This is a genomic window from Streptomyces aurantiacus, assembly GCF_027107535.1.
Lineage (GTDB): Bacteria > Actinomycetota > Actinomycetes > Streptomycetales > Streptomycetaceae > Streptomyces.
In genome coordinates, this window is the sequence record NZ_CP114283.1 from 170,184 (window position 1) to 193,723 (window position 23,540).

The following is a 23,540-nucleotide window of genomic DNA, read 5'->3' on the forward strand; positions in this document are numbered from 1 at the left end:
AAATCCGTTCCGCCTGTCGGGTAAGTAATATTCATCGCGCGTCGCGCTCAATTCTCACTTCGCGGGCACAGATATTGGCGCGCTCGGGATGCATGGTTCTGCCGATGGGACGCCGTGAGCGGAAGGGCCGCGTCCGGTGGACGCGGCCCTTGTGAACCAGGTCAGGGCCGCAGGGGCATGGTCCGGCAGTTGGAGGCGGCCGGCTTGCCGGCCAGCCGGTCGGCCAGCCAGTCGACGGCGTCGCCCTGGTCGGTCAGCAGCGGGGCGAAGTGGTTGAGCAGCGCGCTGCCGACGTTCGGCAGGAGGACGGCCTTGTACGTGACGTCGGCTCCCTTGCGGCACCAGTCGACGGCGAGGTCCCGGGACTGGCCGTGCGGGACGAGGTTGTCGCTGACGCCCGTCGCGAGCCGGACGGGACCGGACGGCTTCAGCCTGCCGATGCGCTGGCTGTCCAGGAACGCCTGGAGCGCGGGGGTGGCGGCGACGATGTCGCTGATGGAACGGCCGTCGGTCGTCCACTTGGTGCTCTTGGCGTTGCCGTAGCCGAAGAGCGCGTCACCGACGCACATGGTGGACAGGTCGGCGAGGGCCGCCTTTCCCGCCGTGTTCAGGTGCGCCTCGGCGATCGGCTTCAGGGCGGGGTCGGACTGGAGGAACCCGTTGAGCGACCAGCCCAGCGCGCCGGCCAGCTCGCTGCCGTCGATGGCCCTGGTGACGGAGGTCAGGTCGGCGGGCGGTGCGCCGGAGTAGGTGCCTGCCAGGGTGACGTCGGGGGCGTAGGAGGACTGGAGTTCGGCGGCCGCGGCGGTCGCTCCGCCGCCCTGGCTGTAGCCGAACAGGCCGACCGGGGAGCCGGCGGTGACCGAGGCCCCGTCGACCGAGCGGGCCGCGCGGACGGCGTCGAGGACCGCGTGTGCCTCGTCGACCCGGTTGACGTAGGTGTGCAGCCGGTCGGTCGCGCCCAGGCCGGCGTAGTCGGTGACGACCACGGCGGCGCCCTTCGCGAGGAGGCGGTAGATCGCCAGGTCCTCGTAGCCGACGGACACCGTCTGCCCGTTGAACGTCAGCGGGTGTTCGAGGCCCATGGACGCGGCGCACTGGTCGCCCTGTCCCATGGTGCCGGGCGCGACCGCGACCAGGGGCCGTGGGCCGTCGCCCTTCCAGCGGGCCGTCGGTTCGATGTACGCCCCGGTGACGGCGACGGGCTTCCCGTTCGAGTCGGTGGACTTGTACATCAGCCGGGTGGCGCTGCCCGGCAGTGGTCCGTGGAGGGTGGGCAGGCTCAGGGCGAGAGGGAGGGGCTCGCTGCGGACGAGTGTGCCGTCGGCGGCGGGCAGGGCGGCGGGCGGGTTGTAGAACGCGGGGATCGTGACGCCTCGGGACACGACCTCGTCCGCCGCGGTGGCGGCGGTGGTCGTGAGGGCCTGGGTGCCGAGGCAGGCGGCGGCGGTGACTGCCGCGGCGAGAAGCCTTCTGCGTGCGGGCATGGCGAACCTCCTGTGATGCGGCCGGCAGAGAGGTGCACAGGGGTGGCGGCACGGTGTCGCACTCGCGTCCCGCGGGTCCGGCCGTGCCGCCGGGAAGTAGTTCGCCTGGAACTTACCTGTGAGTAAGTTACTCGTGGTAGCAGGCGGAAGGTTACGGTTCGGTAATTTGACTGGCTGTCTAATAGCGATGCCGGGCAGTCACCGCGGGCCCGTCGCCCATGGCGCCGGCGCAGTCCCCGGACGGGGCTCCGGGGCCTGCGTCAGGAGGACGTGTCCGGCTGCGCGTACTGCGCTCTCAGTAGCCGGATTGTCTGCAGGGGCACGACGACGGGCCGTGCCCGACCGGGAAGCCTGGGCGGGGACAGAGGCCGGCGGACAGGCACCCGGGGTGGGTTCGGGCGCCGCACCGCCGGCCGTCGTCGGGCGTCCGGCGCGGAGCCGAGGGCGTCTCACGCGTGTCCGGGAGCGGCTCGCGTGCCGCCCGTACGGGCGGGAGCCGCTCGCACGCGTTTCCCCGTACGGGCCCCTGAGCCGGAAGGCGGACGCGCGGATGGGGATGTACATACGGGTCGGACTGGCGGGGGTGGCGGCGTGCGGGGTGCTGGTCGCCGCGGTCACCGTCGGGCGGGGCGGTGACGGCGGAGCCTCGATGGCGGTGGAACTGCCGAAGGGGCCGTACGTGGCTCTGGGCGACTCCTACACCGCGGAGCCGGGGATACCGGACCGGGCCGGGCAGCCCCCGGGATGCGACCGGTCCGACCGCAACTACCCGGCGGTCGTCGCCGGTGAACTGGGCCTGCGGAAGGCCGACTTCCGTGACGTGAGCTGCGGCGGAGCCACCATCGGCGACCTCACCGCGCCCCAGTCGACCGACGACGGGGTCAACGCCGCCCAGCTGTCGGCGCTGTCGTCCCGGACCGGGCTGGTCACCCTGGGCATCGGCGGCAACGACATCGGCTTCGCCTCGACCGTCACCTCCTGCGTGGTGGCGGGCGCCCGTCACCTCCTGGTGGACGGCGACGAACCCGGCGCGGACGACGCCCCCTGCCGGGCGACGTACGTCTCCGGCAGGGCCGACGAGGTCGAGACGAAGATCCGCGCGACGGGGACGCGGCTCTCCGGCGCCCTCGACGAGATCGGGCGGCGCGCGCCGAAAGCCCGCGTGTACGTCGTCGGCTATCCGGCGATCCTGCCTGCCGATGGCACCGGCTGCGCCCGCCGGATGAGCCTCGCGAAGGGTGACGCGCACTTCCTCCACGAGAAGGAACAGCAGCTCAACGCCATGCTGCGGCAGCGGGCGGAGGCGGCAGGGGCGACCTACGTCGACACGTACACCCCCTCCGTCGGGCGCGACGCGTGCGCCGGGCCGGACACCCGCTGGGTGGAGCCGCTCGTACCGCAGGCTCCCGCCGCGTCCGTGCATCCCAACGAGCGCGGTGAGCGCGGCATGGCGCAGGCCGTACTGCGGGCGATCGGGACGAGGGGCTGACACGGGGGCGCGCCTGTCGTACCCGAGGCTGACCTGCCGGCCCGCTCGTACTGCGATCTGAGTAGCGGAGAGTGTCGGCAGGCGCACGACGACAGGACAGCACCCCACCGGACAGCCTGGACGGACATCCGGCACCAGATGTGGAGACCTCCTGTCGTGGCTACTTTCCTCTATCGCATGGGCCGTCTGGCCTTCCGGCGTCGCTGGTACGTCGTCCTGGTCTGGGCGGCCGTCCTGGCCGGCGTCGGCCTGGGCGCCCTCAAGGCCCCGGGAGCCTCCGACGAGGGGTTCTCCATGCCGGGCATCGAGTCGCAGAAGGCGTTCGACCTGCTGGAGCAGCGCTTTCCCGGACAGTCGGCCGACGGCGCGACCGCCCGGGTCGTCTTCGTCGCACCCGACGGCGAGAAGGTCACCGCGGCCGAGAACAGGCAGGCCGTCGAGAAGGCCGTCACCGAGCTGGCCGACGGCACGCAGGTGGCGACCGCCGTCGACCCCTTCAAGGCGAAGGCGGTCAGCAAGGACGGCACGACGGCGTACGCGACCGTCACCTACAAGGTCACGGCCACCGAACTCACCGACGCCGGCAGGACCCACCTGGAGAAGACCCTCCACGAGGCGCGGGACTCCGGGCTGACCGTCGAGGCGGGCGGCAGCGCGATGGACGACGGTGGCGGAGCGGGCGGCATCGCCGAGGTGATCGGCATCGCGGTCGCCGCGGTCGTCCTGCTGATCACCTTCGGTTCCCTCGCTGCGGCCGGGCTGCCCCTGCTGACCGCCGTCATCGGCGTCGGGGTGAGCATGGCCACGATCCTGGCTCTGTCGGACGCGCTCGGCCTGTCCACGACGACCGGCACGCTCGCGATGATGCTCGGCCTCGCGGTCGGCATCGACTACGCGCTCTTCGTGGTCTCCCGCTACCGCGAGGAACGCGCCCGGGGCCGTGCGCCGCAGGAGGCGGCCGGGCTCGCGGCCGGCACCGCCGGGTCCGCGGTCGTCTTCGCGGGACTCACCGTCGTCATCGCGCTGGCCGGACTCGCGGTGGTCGGCATCCCGATGCTCACCAAGATGGGGCTGGCCGCGGCGGGCGCGGTCGTCGTGGCCGTACTGATCGCGCTGACGCTCGTCCCGGCACTCCTCGGCTTCTGGCCGAACGCCGTGCTCACCCGGCGGGACCGCAAGAGCGGCCGGGTCGAGAAGAGCGCCGAGACCAACGGAGGCACCCGCTGGGCCCGGTTCGTACTGCGCCGCCCCGTGCCCGTACTGCTTCTCGGCGTGGTGGGCCTCGGTGCTCTCGCCGTGCCGATGACCGACCTGCAGCTGGGCATGCCCGGCGACGAGGCGAAGGCGACCTCCACCACCGAGCGCCGGGCCTACGACGCGCTCGCCGAGGGCTTCGGGCCGGGCTTCAACGGTCCGCTGACCGTGGTCGTGGACGCCAGGGGCGACTCCGACCCGAAGGGCGCCGCGGACGCGATCGCCAAGGAGATCGGCGCCACGAAGGGCGTCGTCTCCGTCTCCCCGGCCCGCTTCGACGAAGCCGGTGACACCGCCGTCTTCGCGGTCGTGCCCTCCACCGCGCCGACCGACGAGAAGACCAAGGACCTGGTGAAGACCATCCGGGGCGAACGCCCCGGGGTCGAGTCCGAGACCGGGGCGACCTTCGAGGTCACCGGCACCACCGCCCTGAACATCGACATCTCCGAGAAGGTCCAGGCCGCGCTGGTCCCGTACCTGGTCGTCGTGGTCGGCCTGGCGATCGTGCTCCTGCTGGTGGTCTTCCGGTCCCTGCTCGTCCCGCTCAAGGCGGCCCTCGGCTTCCTCCTGTCGGTGCTGGCCTCCCTCGGCGTGGTCGTCCTGGTCTTCCAGCAGGGCCACGGCGCCGAACTCCTGGGCGTCGAACAGACCGGTCCGATCATGAGCCTCATGCCGATCTTCCTGGTGGGCATCGTCTTCGGACTGGCCATGGACTACGAGGTCTTCCTCGTCTCCCGGATGCGCGAGGCGTACGTCCACGGCGAATCGCCCGACGAGGCGGTCACCAGCGGGTTCCGGCACAGCGCAAGGGTCGTCGTGGCCGCCGCACTGATCATGATCGCGGTCTTCGCCGGGTTCATCGGCGAGAGCGACTCCATGATCAAGATGATCGGCTTCGGGCTGGCCTTCGCCGTCCTCCTCGACGCGTTCGTCGTACGGATGGCGATCGTGCCCGCCGTCCTCGCCCTGCTCGGCCACAAGGCCTGGTGGCTGCCGGGTTGGCTGGACAGGCTGCTGCCCCGCGTCGACGTGGAGGGCGAGGCGCTGAGCCGCCGCCCCGAGACGGTCCCGGCACCGTCCGGCCCGTCCGACCCGGCCGACCTGGAAGCGGTGCGCACCTGACCCGACCGCCCACCCCCGGCAAGGGCCGCCCGAGACCGATGACACGGGCGGCCCCTGTCGGCCGTTCGCGCCCGCGGGCGGCCAGGATGGACCCAGTCCACCGACCGGAGAACAGATGAGTGCCAGCATGGAGCGCTACACGGACCGCGTCGAGCACTACGCGGACCGCCATCCCCGCGCTCTCGACGTGATCGTGGTCCTGGCGCTGATGGGCTGCGCGACCTTCGGCAGCGCGCTCACCATGCCGGGCGCCGAACCGCCCGACCAGGACAAGGCCGCCGTCATCCTCATGGGTGTGTCCTGCCTCGCACTGCTGAGGCACCGCGAACACCCGCGCACCTCCCTCGCCGTGACCGCGGTCTGTACGGTGATCGCGGTCGGGCTGGGGTACCTGCTCACCCCCCTGCTGCTGGCCCCCATCATGGCGGCGCTCTACTGGCTCGCCACCGTCAGCGACCGGAAGACCACACGTACCTGGGGCGTGACCGCAACGGTGGCCCTGATGCTGGCGGCCACGTTCTCCGACTCGATGGACGGTCTCTCCCTGGTGCTCAGGGTGATCGGCCCCCTCTTCTGGCTGCTGCTGCCCCTCGCCGCCGGCCGCATGACCCAGCTGCGGCGCGCCTACCTCCAGTCCGTACAGGCCCGCGCCGAACACGCCGAGCGCACCCGCGAGGAGGAGGCACGGCTGCGCGTCACCGAGGAACGCATGCGCATCGCCCGCGAGCTGCACGACGTCGTCGCCCACCACCTGGCCCTGGCCAACGCCCAGGCGGGCACCGCCGCCCACCTCGCGCTCGCCGATCCGCGGCAGACCAAGAAGATCCTCACCGACCTGACCGGGACCACGTCCTCCGCGCTGCGCGAGCTGAAGTCCACGCTGGGGCTGCTGCGCCAGAGCGACGACCCCGCCTCCCCCTCGCTGGAACCGGCGCCCGGCCTCGACTGCCTGCCCGATCTGGTGACGGCGTGCGCGACCGCGGGCGTCACCGTCACCGTGACCACGGAGGGCGAACCCCGGCCGCTCTCGCCGGGTGTGGACCTGACGGCGTACCGGATCGTGCAGGAGGCGCTGACCAACGTGACCAAGCACGCCGCCGCCGAGACCGCCCACGTGCGGCTCGCCTACGCCGACTCCCGCCTCCTGATCACGGTCAGCAACGACGGCCCCGCCGCCCCTTCGGCCGCGGCGGTCGAGCAGCGCAAGGGCTTCGGACTCATGGGCATGCGCGAACGCGCCCACTCCGTGGGCGGCGAACTGTGCGCGGGCCCCCGTCCGGAAGGCGGCTTCGAGGTCACCACCGCACTGCCGCTCCAGCCCTCGGCGCCGGGGGCGGCAGAAACCGCCGGGCCCGCGGAACCGGCCGCACCAGTACATCCAGTACGTCCACCACATCCGGTGGATCCGGTGGATCCCGCAGAAGGAGACAAGCCATGAGTATCAGGGTGCTGCTCGCTGACGACCAGGCCCTGCTGCGGGCCACCTTCAGGATCCTGATCGACTCCTGCGAGGACATGACGGTGGTCGGGGAGGCGTCCGACGGCGCGGAGGCGGTGGACCTGACCAGGGCCCACCACCCCGACATCGTCCTCATGGACATCCGTATGCCGGGCGTGGACGGTCTCGCCGCCACGTCCGCCATCTGCGCCGACCCGGGACTGTCCGCGACCCGCGTCCTCATCCTGACCACCTTCGAGACCGAGGACTACGTGGCCCAGGCGCTGCGCGCGGGTGCCAGCGGTTTCCTCGGCAAGGACGTCACGGCCGACACCCTGCTGGCCGGCCTGCGCACCGTGGACTCGGGAGAGGCCCTGCTCTCGCCCGGCGCGACCCGCACTCTCATCACCCGGTTCCTCACGGCGCCCGCTCCCGGGGCCCAACTGGCGCCCCCGGAACGGCTGAACGAGCTCACGGTCCGCGAGCGCGAGGTCATGGCCCTGGCGGCGGAGGGCAAGTCCAACACCGAGATCGCCGAGGTCCTCACGGTGAGCCCGCTGACCGTGCGCACCCACATCCACCGGGCCATGACGAAACTGGGTGCCCGCGACCGCGCCCAACTGGTCGTCATCGCCTACCAGACGGGCCTGGTGCAGGCGGGACCGACGGCCCTCTGACGGTCCGGTTCCGCACGGCGCTGCGGGGGCGGGCGCATCCCGGTGGCTCTCGCGCCGAACCTGTCCGGGATGTCGGGCCACACAGCACTCGGTACACGGAGCGTGCGCACCTGGATCACCACTTCGCACGCACAGAAGTGATCACCTACGAGATCCTGCTGGACCCGGCCGCCCGCATGCGCCTGCCTCGCCTCCTCCGCCGGCTGCGCCCGCGCTGACCCTCCCCGGCCCGGAACCCGGACTGTGATCCTTCCGTCTTCCTGCGGCGGGAGTCTGTTTACCGGAAGGACGACCAGCGAGAATTACCCGGTCATCCGTCCATCACCTGAACCGCTACCCGTCTTCATCAGCAGTTTTTCGGCCAGAACCTGGCAAATCACCTAGAAATCAAGATAAATGCCGTTGCAGCTCTTTTCGCGAATACCCGGCAGACCGACGTTCCCCACATGGCGTCAGCCGCGGGCGGGACTCTGGGCCGTGGCAGGTCTGGCGGGTCTCGGATTCCTCATCGCGCTGGAGATAGCCGCACGTCACTACGGCCTGCCGGGGCCGATCACCACGCAGGCGCAGGAGGTGGTGCTCGCCCCCAAATCGGGCCCCCTGCTGTACGCGAGCATGGCGCTGATGATGGTGGTGCTCACCTGGCGGGAGCGGTTCATCGCGGTCGGCGCCGCGATCGGCATCGACATCGTCTTCGTACTGGTGCGGTGGGCGGCCGGCGTCGAGGCGGCCGAGGGACATCCCTTCGGCAACGGTGCCCTCTGGGTGATGCTGGGCTGCGGGGTCATCGCCCTCACGCGCCGCACCGGCCCGGAACGCGTCCTGCTGCTGAAGGGCGTCGGGCTGGGCCTGCTGCTGGTGGCCGGCCGCAAGACGGGCGACACCTGGCTGCTGATCACCTCGAAGACCCGCCCGGTGGTGCTCGACCAGTACGTGGCGACCGCCGACCACGCGCTGGGCGACCCGTCGTGGCTGGCCGGCCGGGTCATCGAGGCCGCCGGCCCGGTCCCCGCCCACGTCCTCGACTGGGTCTACGCGCAGCTCGCCGTGGCCGCGGTCGTCTTCGCGCTGTACCAGTTGCGCCACGTGGCGACCGAGCGCCGCTTCCCGCGCCACCACCTGGTGCGCACCTTCCTGGCGGTCGGCGTCCTCGGGCCCGGCATCTACATGATCTTCCCCGTGGTCGGACCGGTCTTCGCCTACGGCACCGGCGCCTTCGGCACCGGCGGCGAGCACTGGGCGCTGGCCAACCTGTGGCCGGACGTCCTGCCGCCGAGCAGCAACCCGCAACCGATGCTGTACGACGGGATCACGCCCCGCAACTGCATGCCGAGCCTGCACACGGCGTGGGCCACCGTGATCTTCATCCACTCCCGCAGGGCCCCGCGTTTCCTGCGCTTCGCGGGCACGTTCTGGCTCGTCGCCACGCTCAGCGCGACGCTGGGATTCGGCTACCACTACGGCGCGGATCTCCTTGTCGGCGTGGTGTTCGCCATCACGGTCGAGGCGGCGCTGCGCTCGCTCGCCCGCGGCTGGGACCGGTCGGCGACCCAACTGGTCGCCTACGGCACGACGGTCTTCACCGCGCTCCTGCTGTCGTACCGCTATCTGTCGACGGACATGGCCGGACGTCCGTGGGTCTTCGGACCGCTGCTGCTCCTGGCGACGGCCTCGGTGATCTACGGCTACGTACGCACCACCAGGGCATGGGACCCGAAGCCCGCGCCGGTACGACGTCCGGAACCCCTGCTGGAACTGGTCTGAGCAGGGCTGAGCAGGGCTGGGGGCACGCGGACCCCGGGGACGACCGCGGACCCTGGGACCGTGGGACCTGAGTGGCAACTCCCCGACTGCCAGGCCGTCCAGGGCCGTCCAGGGCCGTCCAGGGCCGCGCAGGCCTGCCCCGCCGACCGTGCGGCCGATCGCGCAACGGTCCTCGCCTGCCGCGCGCGTTAGGATCCGTGCCATGGCCCTGACCATGAACGACGTGGACCGGTTCGAGGCGTCGAGGCCCCGCCTGGAGGCCATCGCCTACCGCCTGCTCGGTTCGGCGAGCGAGGCCGAGGACGCCGTACAGGAGACGTTCCTGCGCTGGCAGGCCGCCGACGTCGACCGCATCGAGGTCCCCGTGGCCTGGCTGACCAAGGTGCTCACCAACCTGTGCCTCAACCAGCTCACTTCGGCCCGGGCGCGGCGCGAGACCTACGTCGGCCAGTGGCTGCCCGAGCCGCTGCTCGGCGGGGACCCGATGCTCGGCCCCGCCGACACCGCCGAGCAGCGCGAATCGGTCTCGTACGCGGTGCTCGCCCTGCTGGAGCGGCTCTCGCCCAACGAACGGGCGGTGTACGTGCTGCGGGAGGCCTTCGGCTACCCGCACCAGGAGATCGCCGAGATCCTCGACATCACCGAGGCCGCCTGCCAGCAGGTCTACCACCGGGCCAAGAAGCACGTCGCGGACGGCAAGGCCCGTACCGAGGTCGACGAGGCCACCGCCCGGCGGATCGTCGACGAGTTCCTCGCGGCCGCCACCAGCGGCCGGACCGAGCCGCTCGTGCGGCTGCTCACCGAGGACGCCGTCTCGATCGGTGACGGCGGCGGGAAGGTCCCGGCCCGCGCCAGGGCGTTCGAGGGCGCTCTCGCGGTCGCGAAGTTCATGCGGGGCCTGTTCAAGCCCAGCAAGGCCAAGCGCGCCCTGGTCGGCGGCTCACCGGAGATCCACGTCACGACCGCCAACGGCGGCCCCGCAGTCGTCGCGGTCGTCGACGGCAGGGTCGTCGGCGTCATGTGCGTGGAGATCACGGCCGAGGGCATCGCCGCGTTCCGCAACCAGGTCAACCCCGACAAGCTCGAACGCGCGAACCGGCTGTGGGCGGCCACGGACCACGGAGAAGCCCTGTTCAAGGCCTTCTGACCCCGGTTCGACCACGGGACGATCCCGATGTGAGGTGCTTCACATCGGGTTCCTGTCAGGAAACGGCGGGCCGCCCGGTTCAAGGGGCGAATCCGCTGAAGACAGGAGTACGGCCATGCAGCACCGCATCATCGTCCTCGGGGCCGGATACACCGGCGCCATCGCCGCCGGGCGCCTCGCCAAGCGGCTGCGCCGCGAAGACGTCGCCATCACTCTGGTCAACGCCGAGCCCGACTTCGTCGAGCGCGTCCGCATGCACGAACTGGCGGTCGGCCGCCCCCTCGAACCCCGCCCCTTCAGCGAGATGTTCGCGGGCACCGGCGTCGAACTGAGGCTCGCGAAGGTCACCGGCGTCGACGTCGACCGCAGGACCGTCGCCGTCGTCGACGCGGACGGCTCCGAGGAACTGGAGTACGACAGCCTCGTCTACGCCCTCGGCAGCGGCTGGAACGACCAGGGCGTCCCCGGCACCGCCGAGCACGCCCACGAGATCGCCGGCCGCCCCGGAGCGCTCCGGCTGCGTGAGGACCTGGCCCGCCTGGCCGCCGGACAGTCCGTGGTCGTGGTCGGCGGCGGCCTGACCGGAGTGGAGGCCGCGACCGAGATCGCCGAGGCCCGCCCGGACCTGGACGTCGCCCTCGCCGCCCGCGGCGCACTCGGCGACTGGCTCTCCGACAAGGGCCGCAGGCACCTGCGGAAGGTCTTCGGCGGCCTCGGCATCACCACGTACGAGCACGCCGCCGTCACCGCCGTCGAGGCAGGGCACATCACCACCGCGGACGGCACGTCCGTCCCGGCCGCGGTCACCGTGTGGACCACCGGCTTCGCCGTCCACCCGATCGCGAGGGCCACCACCCTGGAGGTCACCGACACCGGCCAGATCGTGGTCGACGGGACCATGCGCTCGGTCTCGCACCCCGACGTGTACGCCATCGGCGACGCGGCCCTGGTGGCGGGCCCGGGCGGCAAGCCGCTGCGGATGTCCTGCGCCTCGGGCGTCCCCACCGCGTGGCAGGCCGCCGACGCCATCGCGGCACGCCTGACCGGCGGGAAGGTCCCGAACGTACCGGTCCGCTACTTCAACCAGTGCATCTCGCTCGGCCGCAGGGACGGCCTGATCCAGTACGTCACCGCCGACGACCGCTCCGTCCGGGCGGCCCTGACCGGCCGGTTCGCCGCCCTCTACAAGGAGCTGATCTGCAAGGGCGCGGCCTGGGCCGTCGCCAACCCGACGCTCGGGATGCCGTCCCGGCGCCGCCCCGTCCTGCGGCAGCCGGCCCCGGCAGCCGCGCAGGCCCCGGCACCCGCGGAGGTCCCGGCACCCGCGGAGGCCCGGGCGACGGCCTGAAGCGCTCGGGCCCGGGCCGCAGGGGCACCCTGCCCTTGGTGGTCCCGGCCCGCAGGCGCGTCAGGGGCGGGCCGGGAGCCAGCCCTGCTGAACGGCGCGTGCGCCGGCCTCGAAGCGGCTGCGCGCGCCGAGACGGTCCATCAGCTCGGAGGCGATCCGCCGGGCCGTGCGGTGCGACACCCCCAGCCGCTTGGCGATCGCCTCGTCGGTGTGACCCTCGGCCAGCAGGCGCAGGGCGGTGGCCTGTTGACCGGTGAGCCCGTTCGGATCGACGGGGACGACCTGGCCGAGCGGCTGGGCGGCACCCCAGGTGGCCTCGAACAGCGCACACAGCGCGGTGAGCGTGCCCTGCCCGGACAGGAGGACCGCACCCGCGGCGGTGTCGTCGCTGCTGACCGGGATCATGGCGATCCGCCGGTCCATCAGGATCATCCGGGTGGGCAGCGACGGCACCGTACGAACCTGGCCGCCCAACCGGGCGAGCCAGTCGGCGTGTTCGACGGTGGGCCGGTTCGAACGGACGCTGTCGAGGTAGATCGTGCGCATCCGCACCCCGCGGCCGAGCAGATCCTGGTTGAGCGGCCGGGACGCGGCCATGTTCTCCGCGGTCTGGGGACCGCCCGGCGCGAAGGCCAGGAACTCCTCGCTCACCTCACGGGTGAGCACGGCCAGCCGGTCGCGTATCTGGTCGAGGCCGACCAGCTGCTCCACACCGGGATGGCTGGCGGCCGGACGGAGTTCGGCGTACTCGGAGATGAGCTGGGCCGCGGCCGCCCGCGAGGCCTCCAATCGCTGCTGGTGAGCGGCGAGTTGGGCATGCTGCCGGGCCATCAGGATCTCCATCCCGATGTCGGGGGAGACCGCCCGGAGCCGGCCCGCGTCCCCGGCGGCGGGGCGCACCAGCGCCAGTTCGCTGAGCGTGTCGAGGGCGTCCCGCGTCTCTTCCTCGGACAGTCCCACGGAATCGGCCAGGGCCGCGACACCCGTTGCCGGATGTCTGAGCATGGCGCGGTACACCGTCTCCGCGACGGAGTCGAGGCCGAGTGCGGTCAGCATGTGGTCCCCCAGTATTCCTGCACGGTCTTCCTGCACCGAACATCCCCTGTTTCGAACAGGATCTTCGCAGAGGGTGAGGGATCGTCACCAGAGAAGGACGGAACGGGCCCCGGCCACAACCGTCCAGCCGCGAGAGGGCCGGGCCGACGCCATCCGCTGAGACGCTGGAGGGCATGTACCTCGTCCACGCGCATCTGGAAGTGCCTCCAGGTGAACAACTGCCCACGAACATGCGGGCCGTGGTGCGCTCAGCGATCACCGCGGGCGACCGGGTCGAGCACGTCGCCGTACATCCCCGTTCCCCGACCCTGCTCACGCTCGGCTTCTATCTGCTGGCCGACGGGATCGAGGAGGCGGAGGGCCGGGCGGTCCAGGTCGGCGCCCGACTGCTGCGTGACGTACCGCAGTTGGCGGCGGCGCGGCTGACGGGGGCCGGGGTGCCGCTGATGCCGTTGGCCTTCGCGCCGCAGCCGGTGGACTGAAGCGGCCCGTGTGGACGCATGAGTCCAAGGCCCGTTCCGTCCATCCCTGAACTCTTCTCTCGGTCCTGAGCCGCGACGAAGCTATGGATCACCGGCCGGACCGAGCGTCACCGCGGGACGCGAGGGCAGGCCGGACACCGCAGTTCACCTCCGGCAGGAACGGAATCAGCCATGCTCCGCACTCGCATCGCCAAGGCCGCCGCGGTCGTCTCTCTCGCCCTCGCGGCATCCCTCGCCGCGCCGGCCGTCGCGTCCCTGTCCGAGGCGGACGCGGCTGCGGCCTCCACCGTCCTCGCCGACGCCGGCTGGCAGGCCGCCCCTGCGGACGCGGGCTGGCAGTAGCCCACTCGAACTGATTCCGGTCCACCTGCTCGCGCACCCGCCCGGCACTGGATCCCAGCGCGCTCGGCAAGGGCGGCGCCCCCTCGGACGGAGGGGGCGCCGCCCTTCTTGCGTGGGCCGCCGGAGCCCGGCAGTCACGGGTGGCACCCCGCGCGGGCACGCCCGAAGGCCCCGCCGGGGATCGGCGGGGCCTTCGGGGCACAGGGGGCGACGGCGGACGCGTCAGGCGATCTTGTCGTAGCGCAGGGCGACGTACGAGGAGGCCGGGTGGCTGTCGATGGTGCCGCTGTAGACGTTCGCGGTCGAGTAGTTCATGTCCGAGGACGGGCTGCCCTCGGAGTAGTAGTAGAAGGTGCCCGCGTCCTGGTCCTTCCAGCCGGCGAAGAGGACCACGTGGGTGCCGCTGTCGTTGAGGGCGTCGCCGGGCCGGAGGTCGGCCTTCGAGATCTGCGTGCTCACGTCGGGGAGGGAGACGGTGGTCTTCGAGGTGGTGAGGTGCCAGGCCATGGAGACGAAGCCGGAGCAGTCGGTGCGGTAGGTGTCGTCGCCCTCGATGTCGGAGGCGTACGCGCTCTGGCTGTACTGGACGTTGCGGCTGTACCAGTCCTTCGCCCGGGTGATGACCTCGCCGCGATGAATCGTCCCGCCCTGTACGGACTTCGCGGGGGCCGGGGCCACGTAGGCGCAGTTGTCCGCGTACGCCGACAGCAGGCTCTGGCTCCAACCGGACGCGTCCACCGGGTCGTTGGGGTGGTACGCGATGTCGCTGCCGTCACCGTCGGTCGGGTCCGAGTCGTGGTACCAGTACATGCCGCCGCTGGTGCGGCCGTAGTAGAGGCCGCCGCCCGGGGAAGAGAGCGAGTCCACCGCGGACCAGCCGCTCGACTTCAGGACCGAGCGGTCCCAGTCGTTCACGCCGTTGATCCTGTAGCTGAGCAGGCGGCCGTCCGAGGTCGTGGCGACCAGGCGGTCGTCGCCCGCGGCGGCCAGGGTCTTGAGGACGAAGCCGGTGTCGATCACGACGTGCTGGCCTATGTGGGCCGATCCCGAGGGCTTGTCCTGCGACACCAGGTACTGGTGGAGCTGTCCGTCGACCGTGCCGTAGAGGTGACCGGCCCCGTCGTAGACGAGCTTGTCGAAGGTCCAGCCGCCGTCCCAGATCTTGACGACCTTCGCCAGTGTGAGGGAGGTGCCGTTGGTCTGGACGTCGACGCGGTAGAGGTCGCCGGCCGTCGAAGTGACCAGGATCGTATTGAAGTTGAGGGTCGCCATCGTCTTGGGCGTGAATCCGAGATCCGGGCCGATGAGCGTCTTGACGCGGTTCCCGGTGTTCGGCGCGACCTGCGTGTACGTCAGCCGGCCGTCCGACAGCGTGCCGTAGATCGACACGTCCCCGGAGCACGAGGCGACGGCCTGCGCGGCTCCGCCGGTCACGGTGACCAGCCCGAGGGACATCGCCCCGACGGCGAGGGCGGCGGAGGTACGGCGGATGGCGTTGCTCAGCTTCATGAGTGTCTCCTGCGGCATGGAAGTCGAGCGGACGAGACACACTCCTGACCCGGACAGCTGCCCTGCAGGTGCAGCTGTGAGGGATGTTCGGGGGTGTGACGCCCGGTGGCAGGACCCACTATTCGCCGCAGTTCACAGACACCGAAAGAGAGATCGCCTGGACGCAAGCGTCCCTGGCCCGTTGCGTCCTGAGCGCCCTTGACCTGTCGCTCACGGCTGGAACCTCATTGGAGTGGCTGAGGCACCGACTCGGTGCGATCGCGGATGCGGTGTGGCTGGAGGTTCGAGCGAGACCGGGGCGGGAGGTGCTGCACCGACCAGGGGATCGCTGTCACGTACCGGGCCGCAGGCACCGTCGCCTCGTCGGTTCGGGCGGGGACCCGATGCGGGTCGGGCAGCTCAACGCCGGGCGAAGGGGTGTGCTCGTCTCCCACGGCATCCACCTCCAAGCCCCGCTTTGTCGGTGGCTGCCCGTCCGCCGTCCTCCGTTGATGTCGGCCATCACGGCGCCGAATGGCAACCCGCATGCCTCTCCGGGCATCTCTCAGAACGGGTGGCCAACCGGCCGCCGAAGCCGCAGCTTCGCACCGATCCGATAACATGTTCGAGCTCGCGATGGACACCTCGTCGCTTTTCGTTCGCCTAGTCATTCGGGTGAATCAGCCAAAAAATAGACAGGAAGAGCATCACGGGTGATTTCGCGAATAAGCGGCATGGCTTCATCAATCGCTTGGCGTCATTGGCGCGTGATGCTGTGGGTCGTGGCGGGTGTGGTGGCTCTTGGATTCCTCGTCGTGCTGGAGGTCGCCGCACGCCGCTACGGTCAACCGGGGCCGATCACCAACCAGGTGAGGGCCCTGATCTTCGCCCCGAGACCGGGGCCGCTGTACTGCGGTCTGGCGTTGATGATGGTGGTGCTCACCTGGCGGCAACGGTTCGTCGCCGCCGGCGCCGCGATCGGTATCGACGTCGTCTTCCTGCTGGTGCGGTGGGCCGTCGACGCCGAGATGACCGACGGCAATCTCTTCGGCAACGGCGCGTTGTGGGTGATGCTGGGCTGCGGGGTCATCGCCCTCACGTGCCGCACCGGCCCGGAACGCGTCCTGCTGCTGAAGGGCGTCGGTCTGGGCCTGCTGCTGGTGGCCGGCCGCAAGACGGGCGACACCTGGCTGCTGATCACCTCGAAGGCCCGCCCGGCGGTGCTCGATCCGTACCTGGTGACCGCCGATCAGGCGCTGGGGAACCCGTCGTGGCTCGTGGGCCGGATGGTCGAGGCCGCCGGCCCGATGAGCAACCGTCTTCTCCACCTGGTCTACGCGCAGCTCGCGGTGGCCGCGATTGTCGTCGCGGTCTACCAGCTGCGTAACGTGGCTGTCGAACGCCGCTTCCCGCGCCACCACCTGGTACGCACCTTCCTGGTGATCGGCCTTCTCGGGCCGGGCATCTACATGATCTTCCCCGTGGTCGGACCGGTCTTCGCCTACGGCCCGGGCGCCTCCGGCACCGGTGGCGTGCACTGGGCGCTGGCCAACCTGTGGCCGGACACGCCGCCGCCGATCAGCACCCCGCACTCGATGTCGTACGACGAGATCACCCCCCGCAACTGCATGCCCAGCCTGCACACGGCGTGGGCCACCGCGATCTTCATACATACCCGCAGAGCCCCACGGATTCTGCGGTTCGCGGGCACGTTCTGGCTGGTCGCCACCCTCACCGCGACGCTGGGATTCGGCTACCACTACGGCGTGGATCTCATCGCCGGCGTGGTGTTCGTGCTCACGATCGAGGCGGCGCTGCGTTCGCTCGACCGTGGCTGGGACCGGTCCGGAATCCAGCTGGTCGTCTACGGCACCGCGGTCTTCGCCGCGCTCCTGGCGTCGTACCGCTATCTGCCGATGGAGATGGCCCGACATCCGGGGGTGTTCGGGCCACTTCTCCTTCTGGCGATGGCCTCAGTGGTCTACGGCTACGTGCGGACCACCAAACTGTGGGAAGCGGCGGCCACACCCCTGCGGCAACCAGAACCGCAGTTCGAGATGGCCGTGCCCACACCTTCACCTTCGGTCGTCGGCTCGATGTCCGAAGCATCCGGACTGCCGACTCCGACCGCGCCCAGGAGCTGACCGAACGGGCCGTGGCGGCGTACATCGCCAAGGCGTCCGCACGCGGGGCGAGTTGGAGGATTCACTCCGGATGTGATCGTCGCCACAGAGACGACGGGTGCCGAGCGGACAGGGCTGGTTGTGGAACTTTCCCTGCGTGACCGGATACGCGCCGGCGATCCGGAAGCCTTCGCCGAACTGTTCGGCGCGCATGCCCGGGCCGTCTACGGTCATGCCGCCCGCCTGTCGGCGGACCGGGGCACCGCGGAGGACGTGGTGTCCCTGACCTTCCTGGAAGCCTGGCGCCTCCGGGAGAAGCTGAGACCCGAAGCCGCGGCCCCGGACGAGGACGCCGGCCTGCCCGACGGTGACGGCCTGCGCCCCTGGTTGTACGGCATCGCCACCAACGTGCTGCGCAACACGCGGCGCGCCGCCCGCCGGCACAGCGCCGCGCTCGCCCGGCTCCCCGGCCGCCCGGCGGACCGTGACACCCTGCCCGACTTCGCCGACGACGTCGTCGGGCGCATGGAAAGAGCCGAGCGGCTCGCTGCCGCGCATACGGCGCTCGGCCGGCTGCGCAGAGCCGAGCGTGAAGTGTTCGCACTGTGCGTCTGGTCGGGGCTGAGCTACGCGGCCGCGGGCGAGGCCCTCGGCGTGCCGGCGAGCACCGTACGGTCACGGCTCGCCCGGGCGAGGCAGCGCCTGCGGACCTTGTCGGAGGCGGAGTTGGCCCGGCGCACGCCCCCCGGGCAGCCGGCCGCGTACCCGGCCAGGTACCCGGGGGAGCCAAGTGCCGCCGCGGCAACCGGTGTTCCACCTCAGCAGGAAAAGCCGGGACTCGGCCCGCGCACCGGACAGGTACCGGGTGGCCGTCCCGAAACGGCCCGGTCGACTCAGGAGAAGCACCGATGAACCCCGAAGAGCGCGAGGAACTGGCCAGGCTGCTGCCGAGCCCGGGTGAGCCGGTCCTGACGAGCGACCGCCACGACCTGCTGAAGGACCTTCTGATGAAAGAGCTCACCGAGCAAGCCCCGGAACTCCTGGACACCGCGACGGCACCCGGCCGACGAGCGCGCGTCCCCCGCCGCCGGTTCGCCGCCATCGCCGTACCCCTCGCCACGGCGGCGGCGATCGTCGCCGCGGTCCTTGTCGGCGGCGTCGGGTCCGAGACCGCCACGAACGCCACGACCGATGCGGACGCGGTCGACCTTCTCAACCGCATCGCCGAGGTCGCCGCCGCGAAGAAGTCCGTGGCCGTCAGGGACGACCAGTACGTCTATGTCCGCACGCAGGGCTCCATGAAGTTCTCGGAAAAGGACATCCGGGTCCTGCGCGAGGCGAGTTGGACCGCCGTCGACGGCAAGCGCCCGGGACTGCGCCGGGTCACGGTGTTGGTGGGTCCGCCGTTCCGGCACCGGGACCCGTTCTCCTCGTACTCCAAGGGCACGCACGACATGAGGCTGAGCCCCGACCCGAACATCACCACGTTCCGTGAGCTTCAGGCGCTGCCCACCGCCCCCGATTCGCTGCTGGAGAAGATCTACGCCGACACGAAGGGGGAGGGACAGACCAGGGAGAGCGCGGCGCTGGAGAGGATCGGCGACATGCTGCCCGACGCCACGCTCCTGCCCGAACTGGACGCCGCGCTCTACCGTGCGGCCGCGAAGATCCCGGGCGTCTCGGTCATCGCCGACGCCAAGGACTACACCGGCCGCTCCGGCATCGGCCTGAGTTTCAAGGAGCGCGACGGCCGCACGGTCTGGGTCTTCGACAAGGAGTCCCTCGACTTCCTTGGCTCGGCGGACGAGGCGCTGCTGGATGTCGGGGTCGCGGACAGGGCAGGCGAGACGCCGGCCGCATGATTCCCTGTCGCCCGGCTCGGCCGGAGGCACGCCTCGCGGCACCGCCTGCTGGGCTGCTTCCGGCGAGCCACCCGGACGAGCCACCCCGACGAGCAGTCCACCTGGCTGACGCATCTTCAGAAAGAAGCGGGATGTTTTTCCAACCCGATGACGCCCCCGTCCGTCTCTAGGGCGAGCCTCCGGCGAACGGGTGGGGCTCCGGGGTTTCCGGGGTCGCAGGACGGCTCCTGTCCGATGTCGAAGTGTCTGGAGTTCAGGTGGGGTTACGCGCGAGACCAAGGCGTGCGGTCGTGGTGGCAGGGATGGCCTCCATGGCTCTTGTGCTGGGCGGGGTGGCTGAGGCCACGCAGTCCAGCGAGGCCGCCGACGGGCGTTCCGGGGCGGTGGCCCAGCGGACCGGCGGCGCCGGTACCGCCCAGGTGGTGAGGACCGTGACACTCGTCACCGGCGACCGGGTCCTGGTGGACGGCACCGGCCGGGTCACCGGAATGGAGCGGGCGAAGGGCCGGGAACGGATACCGTTCTCGGTCCGGACGGTCGTCGGACACACCCATGTGGTGCCCGGCGACGCGGAGTTGCTGCTGGCACGGGGCAAACTGGACCCACGGCTGTTCGATGTGACCCAGTTGGTGGCGGACGGCTACGACGACACGGGCCGCGCCGACCTGCCGCTGATCGTCACGTTCCGGGGCAGGAAGGCGCCCGCGATGAGCCCGTTCACACGAGCGGGGACCGAGCTCGGCCGTGCGCTGCCGGTCGTCAACGGCAAGGCGATGCGCTCCGTGAACAAGCGTGGCGCCGCGTTCTGGGACGCCGTGACCGGCACCGGCGCCGCCGATCGCGATGCGGTGGGAACGGCGGAGTTCACCGCTTCGACGGCGGTGGAGAAGGTGTGGCTGGACGGCAGACGCCGGGCCACCCTCGACAGGAGCGTGCCGCAGATCGGCGCACCGACGGCCTGGGCCGCCGGTTACGACGGCACCGGCGTCAAGATCGCCGTACTGGACAGCGGAATCGACAAGACCCACCCCGATCTCGCGGGCAAGGTCGTCGCGGAGAAGAACTTCTCCGACGCGTCCGGCACCGGCGACGGGCAGGGCCACGGTACCCACGTGGCATCCACCGCGGCCGGGACGGGCGCTGCCTCTCCCGCCGGGTCCGGCGGCACGTACAAAGGTGTCGCCCCGGGCGCGAAGATCCTGAACGGCAGGGTCCTGGACGACGGGGGCTTCGGCTCGGACTCCGGCGTCATCGCGGGCATGGAATGGGCGGTGGCCGAGGGCGCCGACGTCGTCAACCTCAGCCTCGGCGACACGGACGGCCCCGGCATCGACCCGATGGAGGAGGCGGTCAACCGGCTCTCCGCCGAGACCGACACGCTGTTCGTCGTCGCGGCCGGCAACGACGGCGAGTTCGGCGAGCGGACGGTCGCCTCGCCCGGCAGCGCCGAGGCCGCGCTCACCGTCGGCGCGGTCGACAAGGCGGACCGGCTCGCCGACTTCTCCAGCCGCGGCCCGCGCGTCGGCGACGGCGGCGTCAAGCCCGACCTGACCGCGCCCGGAGCCGCCATCACGGCCGCCGCGGCAGCCGGCAGCGTCTTCGAGGGCGAGTACCCCTCCGACATACCCGGCTACCTCACCCTCGACGGCACCTCGATGGCGACCCCGCATGTGGCGGGCGCCGCCGCCATCCTCGCCCAGCGGCACCCCGACTGGAGCGGCGAGCGCATCAAGGCGGTCCTGACCGGCTCCGCCGAGCCCGGCTCGTACAGTTCCTTCCAGCAGGGCACCGGCCGCACCGACGTGGTGCGGGCGATGGGCCAGAGCGTCGTGACCGAGCAGGGGCCGATCGGTTTCGGCATGCGGCAGTGGCCGCACGACGACGACAAGCCGGTGACCAAGCAGCTCACCTACCGCAACCTCGGTACCGAGCCGGTCACCCTGGACCTGTCCGTCGACGCGTTCACCGCGGACGGCAAGCCCGCCGCGGAGGGCGTCTTCACCGTCTCGCCGCAGCGGCTCACGGTCCCGGCGGGCGGCGGGGCGAGCGCCGACGTGACCGCGGACACCCGCACCGGCAGTAGCTACGGCACCATCGGTGGCTCGGTGTCCGCCGTCTCGGCCGATGACAAGGTCGCCGTGCGCACCGCCGTGGGGGTGGAGCGCGAGGCCGAGGCGTACGACCTGACGCTGAGGCACATCGACGAGAACGGCAGGCCGACCGGCGACGCCGCCACCTCCTTGCAGGGCTACGACGGCACCAACTCCTACCACCCCAGCGACGAGGACGGCGAGGTCACGGTACGACTGCCCAAGGGCGACTACACCGTCAACGGTTCGATCCACCCCGACTCCACGTCCGGCCTGGCCGTACTGGTCCAGCCGAAGCTGCGGCTGGACAAGGACACCATCGTCGACGTCGACGCCCGGCGGGCACAGCCGGTGGACGTCACCGTGCCCGACACGGCGGCCGAGAACACCGAGGGCACGCTCACGATCAGCGTCGACCGGGGCGAGGGGCCGGTCGCCGGCACGCGCCACTTCATTCTCCCGACCTTCCAGGGCGCGCGGTTCGGACGGCTCGGCCCCGAGCCGTCCGTCGGCGAGGTGTCCGTCCTGTACTCCGGTGACTGGACGAGCAAGGACGACGAGGGCAGACCGGTCACCTACCACCTGGCCTGGGACCGCGGCAGCCGGCTGGGCGGTTTCGCCGCCGAGGTGAAGCGGAACCAGCTCGCCGAGGTCGACTTCCAGGCGGGCGCCACCGTCGCGGACAGGAAGGTCCAGGTCGACGTCGGTCCCGACGCGCCCGTCGGGGGCCTGGTTCCCGGCGACAAGGACCTGAGGGGGGACCTGCCCCTGCGCACCACCGACTACGTCCTCGGCAATGGCGTCAAGTGGTCCTTCCGCATGTGGCAGACCATCGGAGAGAACGACGACAAGCGCTTCGAGTCCTTCCTCATGCAGTTCCCCAGGACCTGGCAGGCCGGCCGGAGCTACACCGAGCGGTTCAACGTCGGCGTCTTCGGCCCGGCCCTGGGCGCTGCCGCGGACGCCCCGCCGAGACCGAGCACGGACCGCCCGGGCGCCGAACGGCACGGCAACGTCATCAGGGCCCATCTGCCGCTCTTCGGCGACGGCGCCGGACACTGGGGCACCAGCGTGCACACCTCGGTGGAGAGTTCACTCAAGGCCAACGGCAAGGAGATCCCCGACGACCTCGACGTCCTGCCGACCGACGGCCTCACCGAGTACACCGTTCCCGCCCAGGACAGCACCTACCACCTGACCCTGGACAACTCCCGTGACCCCGCGGTGTACCCGGTCAGCACCCACGTCAGGGCGGAGTGGACCTTCCGCTCCGGCAAGACCCCCGAGAACGAGCCGACCGCGCTACCGCTGTCGGTGATCCGCTTCACCCCGGCGCTGACCCTCTCCAGCACGGCGAAGGCGGGCAAGCGGTTCGAGGTGCCCTTCCGCATCGAGGGAGCGGCCGTCGGACAGCGGCCCGAGAAGCTCGCCTTCGAGGTCTCGTACGACGAGGGCACCACCTGGCGGCCCACCAAGGCCGTCGGCGGCACGCACCTGTCGCTGACGCACCCGGCGAAGGCGGGCTCCGTTTCGCTGCGGGCCAGGCTGACCGACCGCAAGGGCAACACCCTGGTCCAGACGATCGAACGCGCCTACCTCACGACCAAGTAGGCGCCTGCCCGCACATGACCCTCGCCCGGGGCGGCTTCGACGCCGCTCCGGGCGAGGATGTCGCCGCTTCCCCGCTGCTGTACCGCTGGCCGGACCGCCAGTCACTCCTGGCCTACCCCCCGATTTTCTTGAACGCGTTCAAAAAAGGTGTCACTATGGGCTATGCCCTTCGTGGTCACCTCTCCTTGGCGTCGACTCGGCCGTGTCGGCCTGTGCCTCGCTGATGCCGTCGGTCGCTACCTGCTGATCTGGGTGGCGGCCTGGCTCGTCTATGCCCTGACAGCTCCCCGCCAGGACGAGCTTGTGTCCTACCTGCCTCGCACCCGCTCGTACTGGGAGGACACCGCCTACTACCTGTGGGACGACTCCATCGCCTCGGTGGGGCTCATGGTGGGCATCCCCTCGCTGCTGGTCATCCTGTTGTTCGGGCTGCTCAACGAGCGCAAGGGGGCGGCATTCCGTATCCGTCTGGCGGGGCTCCTCCTCCTGCCCACATGGTTCTTGCTCTTCCAGAACTTCGTGGCGCTCCTCTTCGTCCCGGTCCTGGCGCAGGTGACCTTCGCGCTCTGCCTGATGCCGGTTCCCCTGGTTCGCTTCCCTGCGCAGGCCGAGGGCTGATTGCCCAGGCGGGCGCGCGCCGAGTGGTGGCGGATGGACAAGGTCGCGCGAATCGACATGCGTAACCCCGGCTTCCCTGCACACGTGCGGATGCGGGTCGCCGACAGCACCTGAGCAATCTCGAAAACCGTCGTCGCAGCGG

17 protein-coding genes are annotated in these 23,540 nt (G+C 71.1%); 14 read left to right on the forward strand and 3 right to left on the reverse strand.

The window, feature by feature from the left end:
* Window positions 1-161 precede the first annotated feature (161 nt).
* Complete coding sequence (locus tag O1Q96_RS02490; RefSeq protein ID WP_269246645.1) at window positions 162-1,487, reverse strand: lipase family protein; 1,326 nt, start codon at window positions 1,485-1,487, stop codon at window positions 162-164.
* Between the two features lie 550 nt (window positions 1,488-2,037).
* On the opposite strand from O1Q96_RS02490, the gene O1Q96_RS02495 reads away from it, so the two are divergent.
* The 7 genes from O1Q96_RS02495 to O1Q96_RS02525 all read left to right on the forward strand — a co-directional run bounded on the left by O1Q96_RS02495 (window position 2,038) and on the right by O1Q96_RS02525 (window position 11,726).
* The gene (locus tag O1Q96_RS02495; protein WP_269246646.1) at window positions 2,038-2,976 is read left to right on the forward strand and encodes an SGNH/GDSL hydrolase family protein; all 939 of its coding nucleotides are present in this window, start codon (window positions 2,038-2,040) and stop codon (window positions 2,974-2,976) included.
* Between the two features lie 156 nt (window positions 2,977-3,132).
* Window positions 3,133-5,352: an MMPL family transporter gene (locus O1Q96_RS02500; protein ID WP_269246647.1), complete on the forward strand. Its 2,220-nt coding sequence runs from the start codon at window positions 3,133-3,135 to the stop codon at window positions 5,350-5,352.
* A gap of 115 nt (window positions 5,353-5,467) precedes the next feature.
* Complete coding sequence (locus O1Q96_RS02505) at window positions 5,468-6,790, forward strand: sensor histidine kinase (RefSeq protein WP_269246648.1); 1,323 nt, start codon at window positions 5,468-5,470, stop codon at window positions 6,788-6,790.
* Entirely contained in the window at window positions 6,787-7,467 is a 681-nt protein-coding gene (locus tag O1Q96_RS02510; protein ID WP_269246649.1) for a response regulator transcription factor, read from the forward strand. The genes O1Q96_RS02505 and O1Q96_RS02510 overlap by 4 nt, the downstream gene beginning before the upstream one ends.
* Before the next feature lie 396 nt (window positions 7,468-7,863).
* The gene (locus O1Q96_RS02515; protein WP_269246650.1) at window positions 7,864-9,231 is read left to right on the forward strand and encodes a phosphatase PAP2 family protein; all 1,368 of its coding nucleotides are present in this window, start codon (window positions 7,864-7,866) and stop codon (window positions 9,229-9,231) included.
* Window positions 9,232-9,433: 202 nt separating this feature from the next.
* On the forward strand, window positions 9,434-10,378 hold the full coding sequence (locus O1Q96_RS02520; RefSeq protein ID WP_269246651.1) for an RNA polymerase sigma-70 factor: 945 nt from the start codon (window positions 9,434-9,436) through the stop codon (window positions 10,376-10,378).
* Between the two features lie 115 nt (window positions 10,379-10,493).
* Window positions 10,494-11,726, forward strand: coding sequence for an NAD(P)/FAD-dependent oxidoreductase (locus tag O1Q96_RS02525; protein WP_269246652.1), 1,233 nt, complete (start codon window positions 10,494-10,496; stop codon window positions 11,724-11,726).
* A 60-nt stretch (window positions 11,727-11,786) separates the two neighbouring features.
* On the opposite strand, the gene O1Q96_RS02530 is transcribed toward O1Q96_RS02525, so the two are convergent.
* On the reverse strand, window positions 11,787-12,782 hold the full coding sequence (locus O1Q96_RS02530; RefSeq protein WP_269246653.1) for a helix-turn-helix domain-containing protein: 996 nt from the start codon (window positions 12,780-12,782) through the stop codon (window positions 11,787-11,789).
* A 173-nt stretch (window positions 12,783-12,955) separates the two neighbouring features.
* On the opposite strand from O1Q96_RS02530, the gene O1Q96_RS02535 reads away from it, so the two are divergent.
* Both O1Q96_RS02535 and O1Q96_RS02540 read left to right on the forward strand, forming a co-directional pair.
* The gene (locus tag O1Q96_RS02535) at window positions 12,956-13,264 is read left to right on the forward strand and encodes a hypothetical protein (protein WP_269246654.1); all 309 of its coding nucleotides are present in this window, start codon (window positions 12,956-12,958) and stop codon (window positions 13,262-13,264) included.
* A 171-nt stretch (window positions 13,265-13,435) separates the two neighbouring features.
* Window positions 13,436-13,606, forward strand: coding sequence for a hypothetical protein (locus O1Q96_RS02540; RefSeq protein ID WP_269246655.1), 171 nt, complete (start codon window positions 13,436-13,438; stop codon window positions 13,604-13,606).
* A gap of 222 nt (window positions 13,607-13,828) precedes the next feature.
* On the opposite strand, the gene O1Q96_RS02545 is transcribed toward O1Q96_RS02540, so the two are convergent.
* Window positions 13,829-15,115 (reverse strand): tachylectin-related carbohydrate-binding protein, encoded by a 1,287-nt coding sequence (locus O1Q96_RS02545; protein WP_269246656.1) that lies wholly within the window; start codon window positions 15,113-15,115, stop codon window positions 13,829-13,831.
* A 713-nt stretch (window positions 15,116-15,828) separates the two neighbouring features.
* Here O1Q96_RS02545 and O1Q96_RS02550 point away from each other — a divergent pair.
* The 5 genes from O1Q96_RS02550 (at window position 15,829) to O1Q96_RS02570 (ending at window position 23,398) form a co-directional block, all read left to right on the forward strand.
* On the forward strand, window positions 15,829-17,238 hold the full coding sequence (locus O1Q96_RS02550) for a phosphatase PAP2 family protein (protein ID WP_269246657.1): 1,410 nt from the start codon (window positions 15,829-15,831) through the stop codon (window positions 17,236-17,238).
* 120 nt (window positions 17,239-17,358) lie between these two features.
* Window positions 17,359-18,129 (forward strand): RNA polymerase sigma factor, encoded by a 771-nt coding sequence (locus tag O1Q96_RS02555; RefSeq protein WP_269253440.1) that lies wholly within the window; start codon window positions 17,359-17,361, stop codon window positions 18,127-18,129.
* Entirely contained in the window at window positions 18,126-19,079 is a 954-nt protein-coding gene (locus tag O1Q96_RS02560; RefSeq protein WP_269246658.1) for a CU044_5270 family protein, read from the forward strand. The genes O1Q96_RS02555 and O1Q96_RS02560 overlap by 4 nt, the downstream gene beginning before the upstream one ends.
* A gap of 302 nt (window positions 19,080-19,381) precedes the next feature.
* Window positions 19,382-22,780, forward strand: a complete 3,399-nt coding sequence (locus O1Q96_RS02565; RefSeq protein ID WP_269253441.1) for a S8 family peptidase — start codon at window positions 19,382-19,384, stop codon at window positions 22,778-22,780.
* 162 nt (window positions 22,781-22,942) lie between these two features.
* Window positions 22,943-23,398 (forward strand): hypothetical protein, encoded by a 456-nt coding sequence (locus tag O1Q96_RS02570; protein WP_269246659.1) that lies wholly within the window; start codon window positions 22,943-22,945, stop codon window positions 23,396-23,398.
* Window positions 23,399-23,540 lie beyond the last annotated feature (142 nt).

What these genes read in the sequence shown, in the direction of transcription:
- O1Q96_RS02490 (WP_269246645.1), bottom strand. Translation starts at nt 1,487, where the DNA reads ATGCCCGCACGCAGAAGGCTTCTCGCCGCGGCAGTCACCGCCGCCGCC.
- O1Q96_RS02495 (WP_269246646.1), top strand. Translation starts at nt 2,038, where the DNA reads ATGGGGATGTACATACGGGTCGGACTGGCGGGGGTGGCGGCGTGCGGG.
- O1Q96_RS02505 (WP_269246648.1), top strand. Translation starts at nt 5,468, where the DNA reads ATGAGTGCCAGCATGGAGCGCTACACGGACCGCGTCGAGCACTACGCG.
- O1Q96_RS02510 (WP_269246649.1), top strand. Translation starts at nt 6,787, where the DNA reads ATGAGTATCAGGGTGCTGCTCGCTGACGACCAGGCCCTGCTGCGGGCC.
- O1Q96_RS02515 (WP_269246650.1), top strand. Translation starts at nt 7,864, where the DNA reads ATGCCGTTGCAGCTCTTTTCGCGAATACCCGGCAGACCGACGTTCCCC.
- O1Q96_RS02520 (WP_269246651.1), top strand. Translation starts at nt 9,434, where the DNA reads ATGGCCCTGACCATGAACGACGTGGACCGGTTCGAGGCGTCGAGGCCC.
- O1Q96_RS02525 (WP_269246652.1), top strand. Translation starts at nt 10,494, where the DNA reads ATGCAGCACCGCATCATCGTCCTCGGGGCCGGATACACCGGCGCCATC.
- O1Q96_RS02530 (WP_269246653.1), bottom strand. Translation starts at nt 12,782, where the DNA reads ATGCTGACCGCACTCGGCCTCGACTCCGTCGCGGAGACGGTGTACCGC.
- O1Q96_RS02535 (WP_269246654.1), top strand. Translation starts at nt 12,956, where the DNA reads ATGTACCTCGTCCACGCGCATCTGGAAGTGCCTCCAGGTGAACAACTG.
- O1Q96_RS02540 (WP_269246655.1), top strand. Translation starts at nt 13,436, where the DNA reads ATGCTCCGCACTCGCATCGCCAAGGCCGCCGCGGTCGTCTCTCTCGCC.
- O1Q96_RS02545 (WP_269246656.1), bottom strand. Translation starts at nt 15,115, where the DNA reads ATGAAGCTGAGCAACGCCATCCGCCGTACCTCCGCCGCCCTCGCCGTC.
- O1Q96_RS02550 (WP_269246657.1), top strand. Translation starts at nt 15,829, where the DNA reads ATGGCTTCATCAATCGCTTGGCGTCATTGGCGCGTGATGCTGTGGGTC.
- O1Q96_RS02560 (WP_269246658.1), top strand. Translation starts at nt 18,126, where the DNA reads ATGAACCCCGAAGAGCGCGAGGAACTGGCCAGGCTGCTGCCGAGCCCG.
- O1Q96_RS02565 (WP_269253441.1), top strand. Translation starts at nt 19,382, where the DNA reads ATGGCCTCCATGGCTCTTGTGCTGGGCGGGGTGGCTGAGGCCACGCAG.
- O1Q96_RS02570 (WP_269246659.1), top strand. Translation starts at nt 22,943, where the DNA reads ATGCCCTTCGTGGTCACCTCTCCTTGGCGTCGACTCGGCCGTGTCGGC.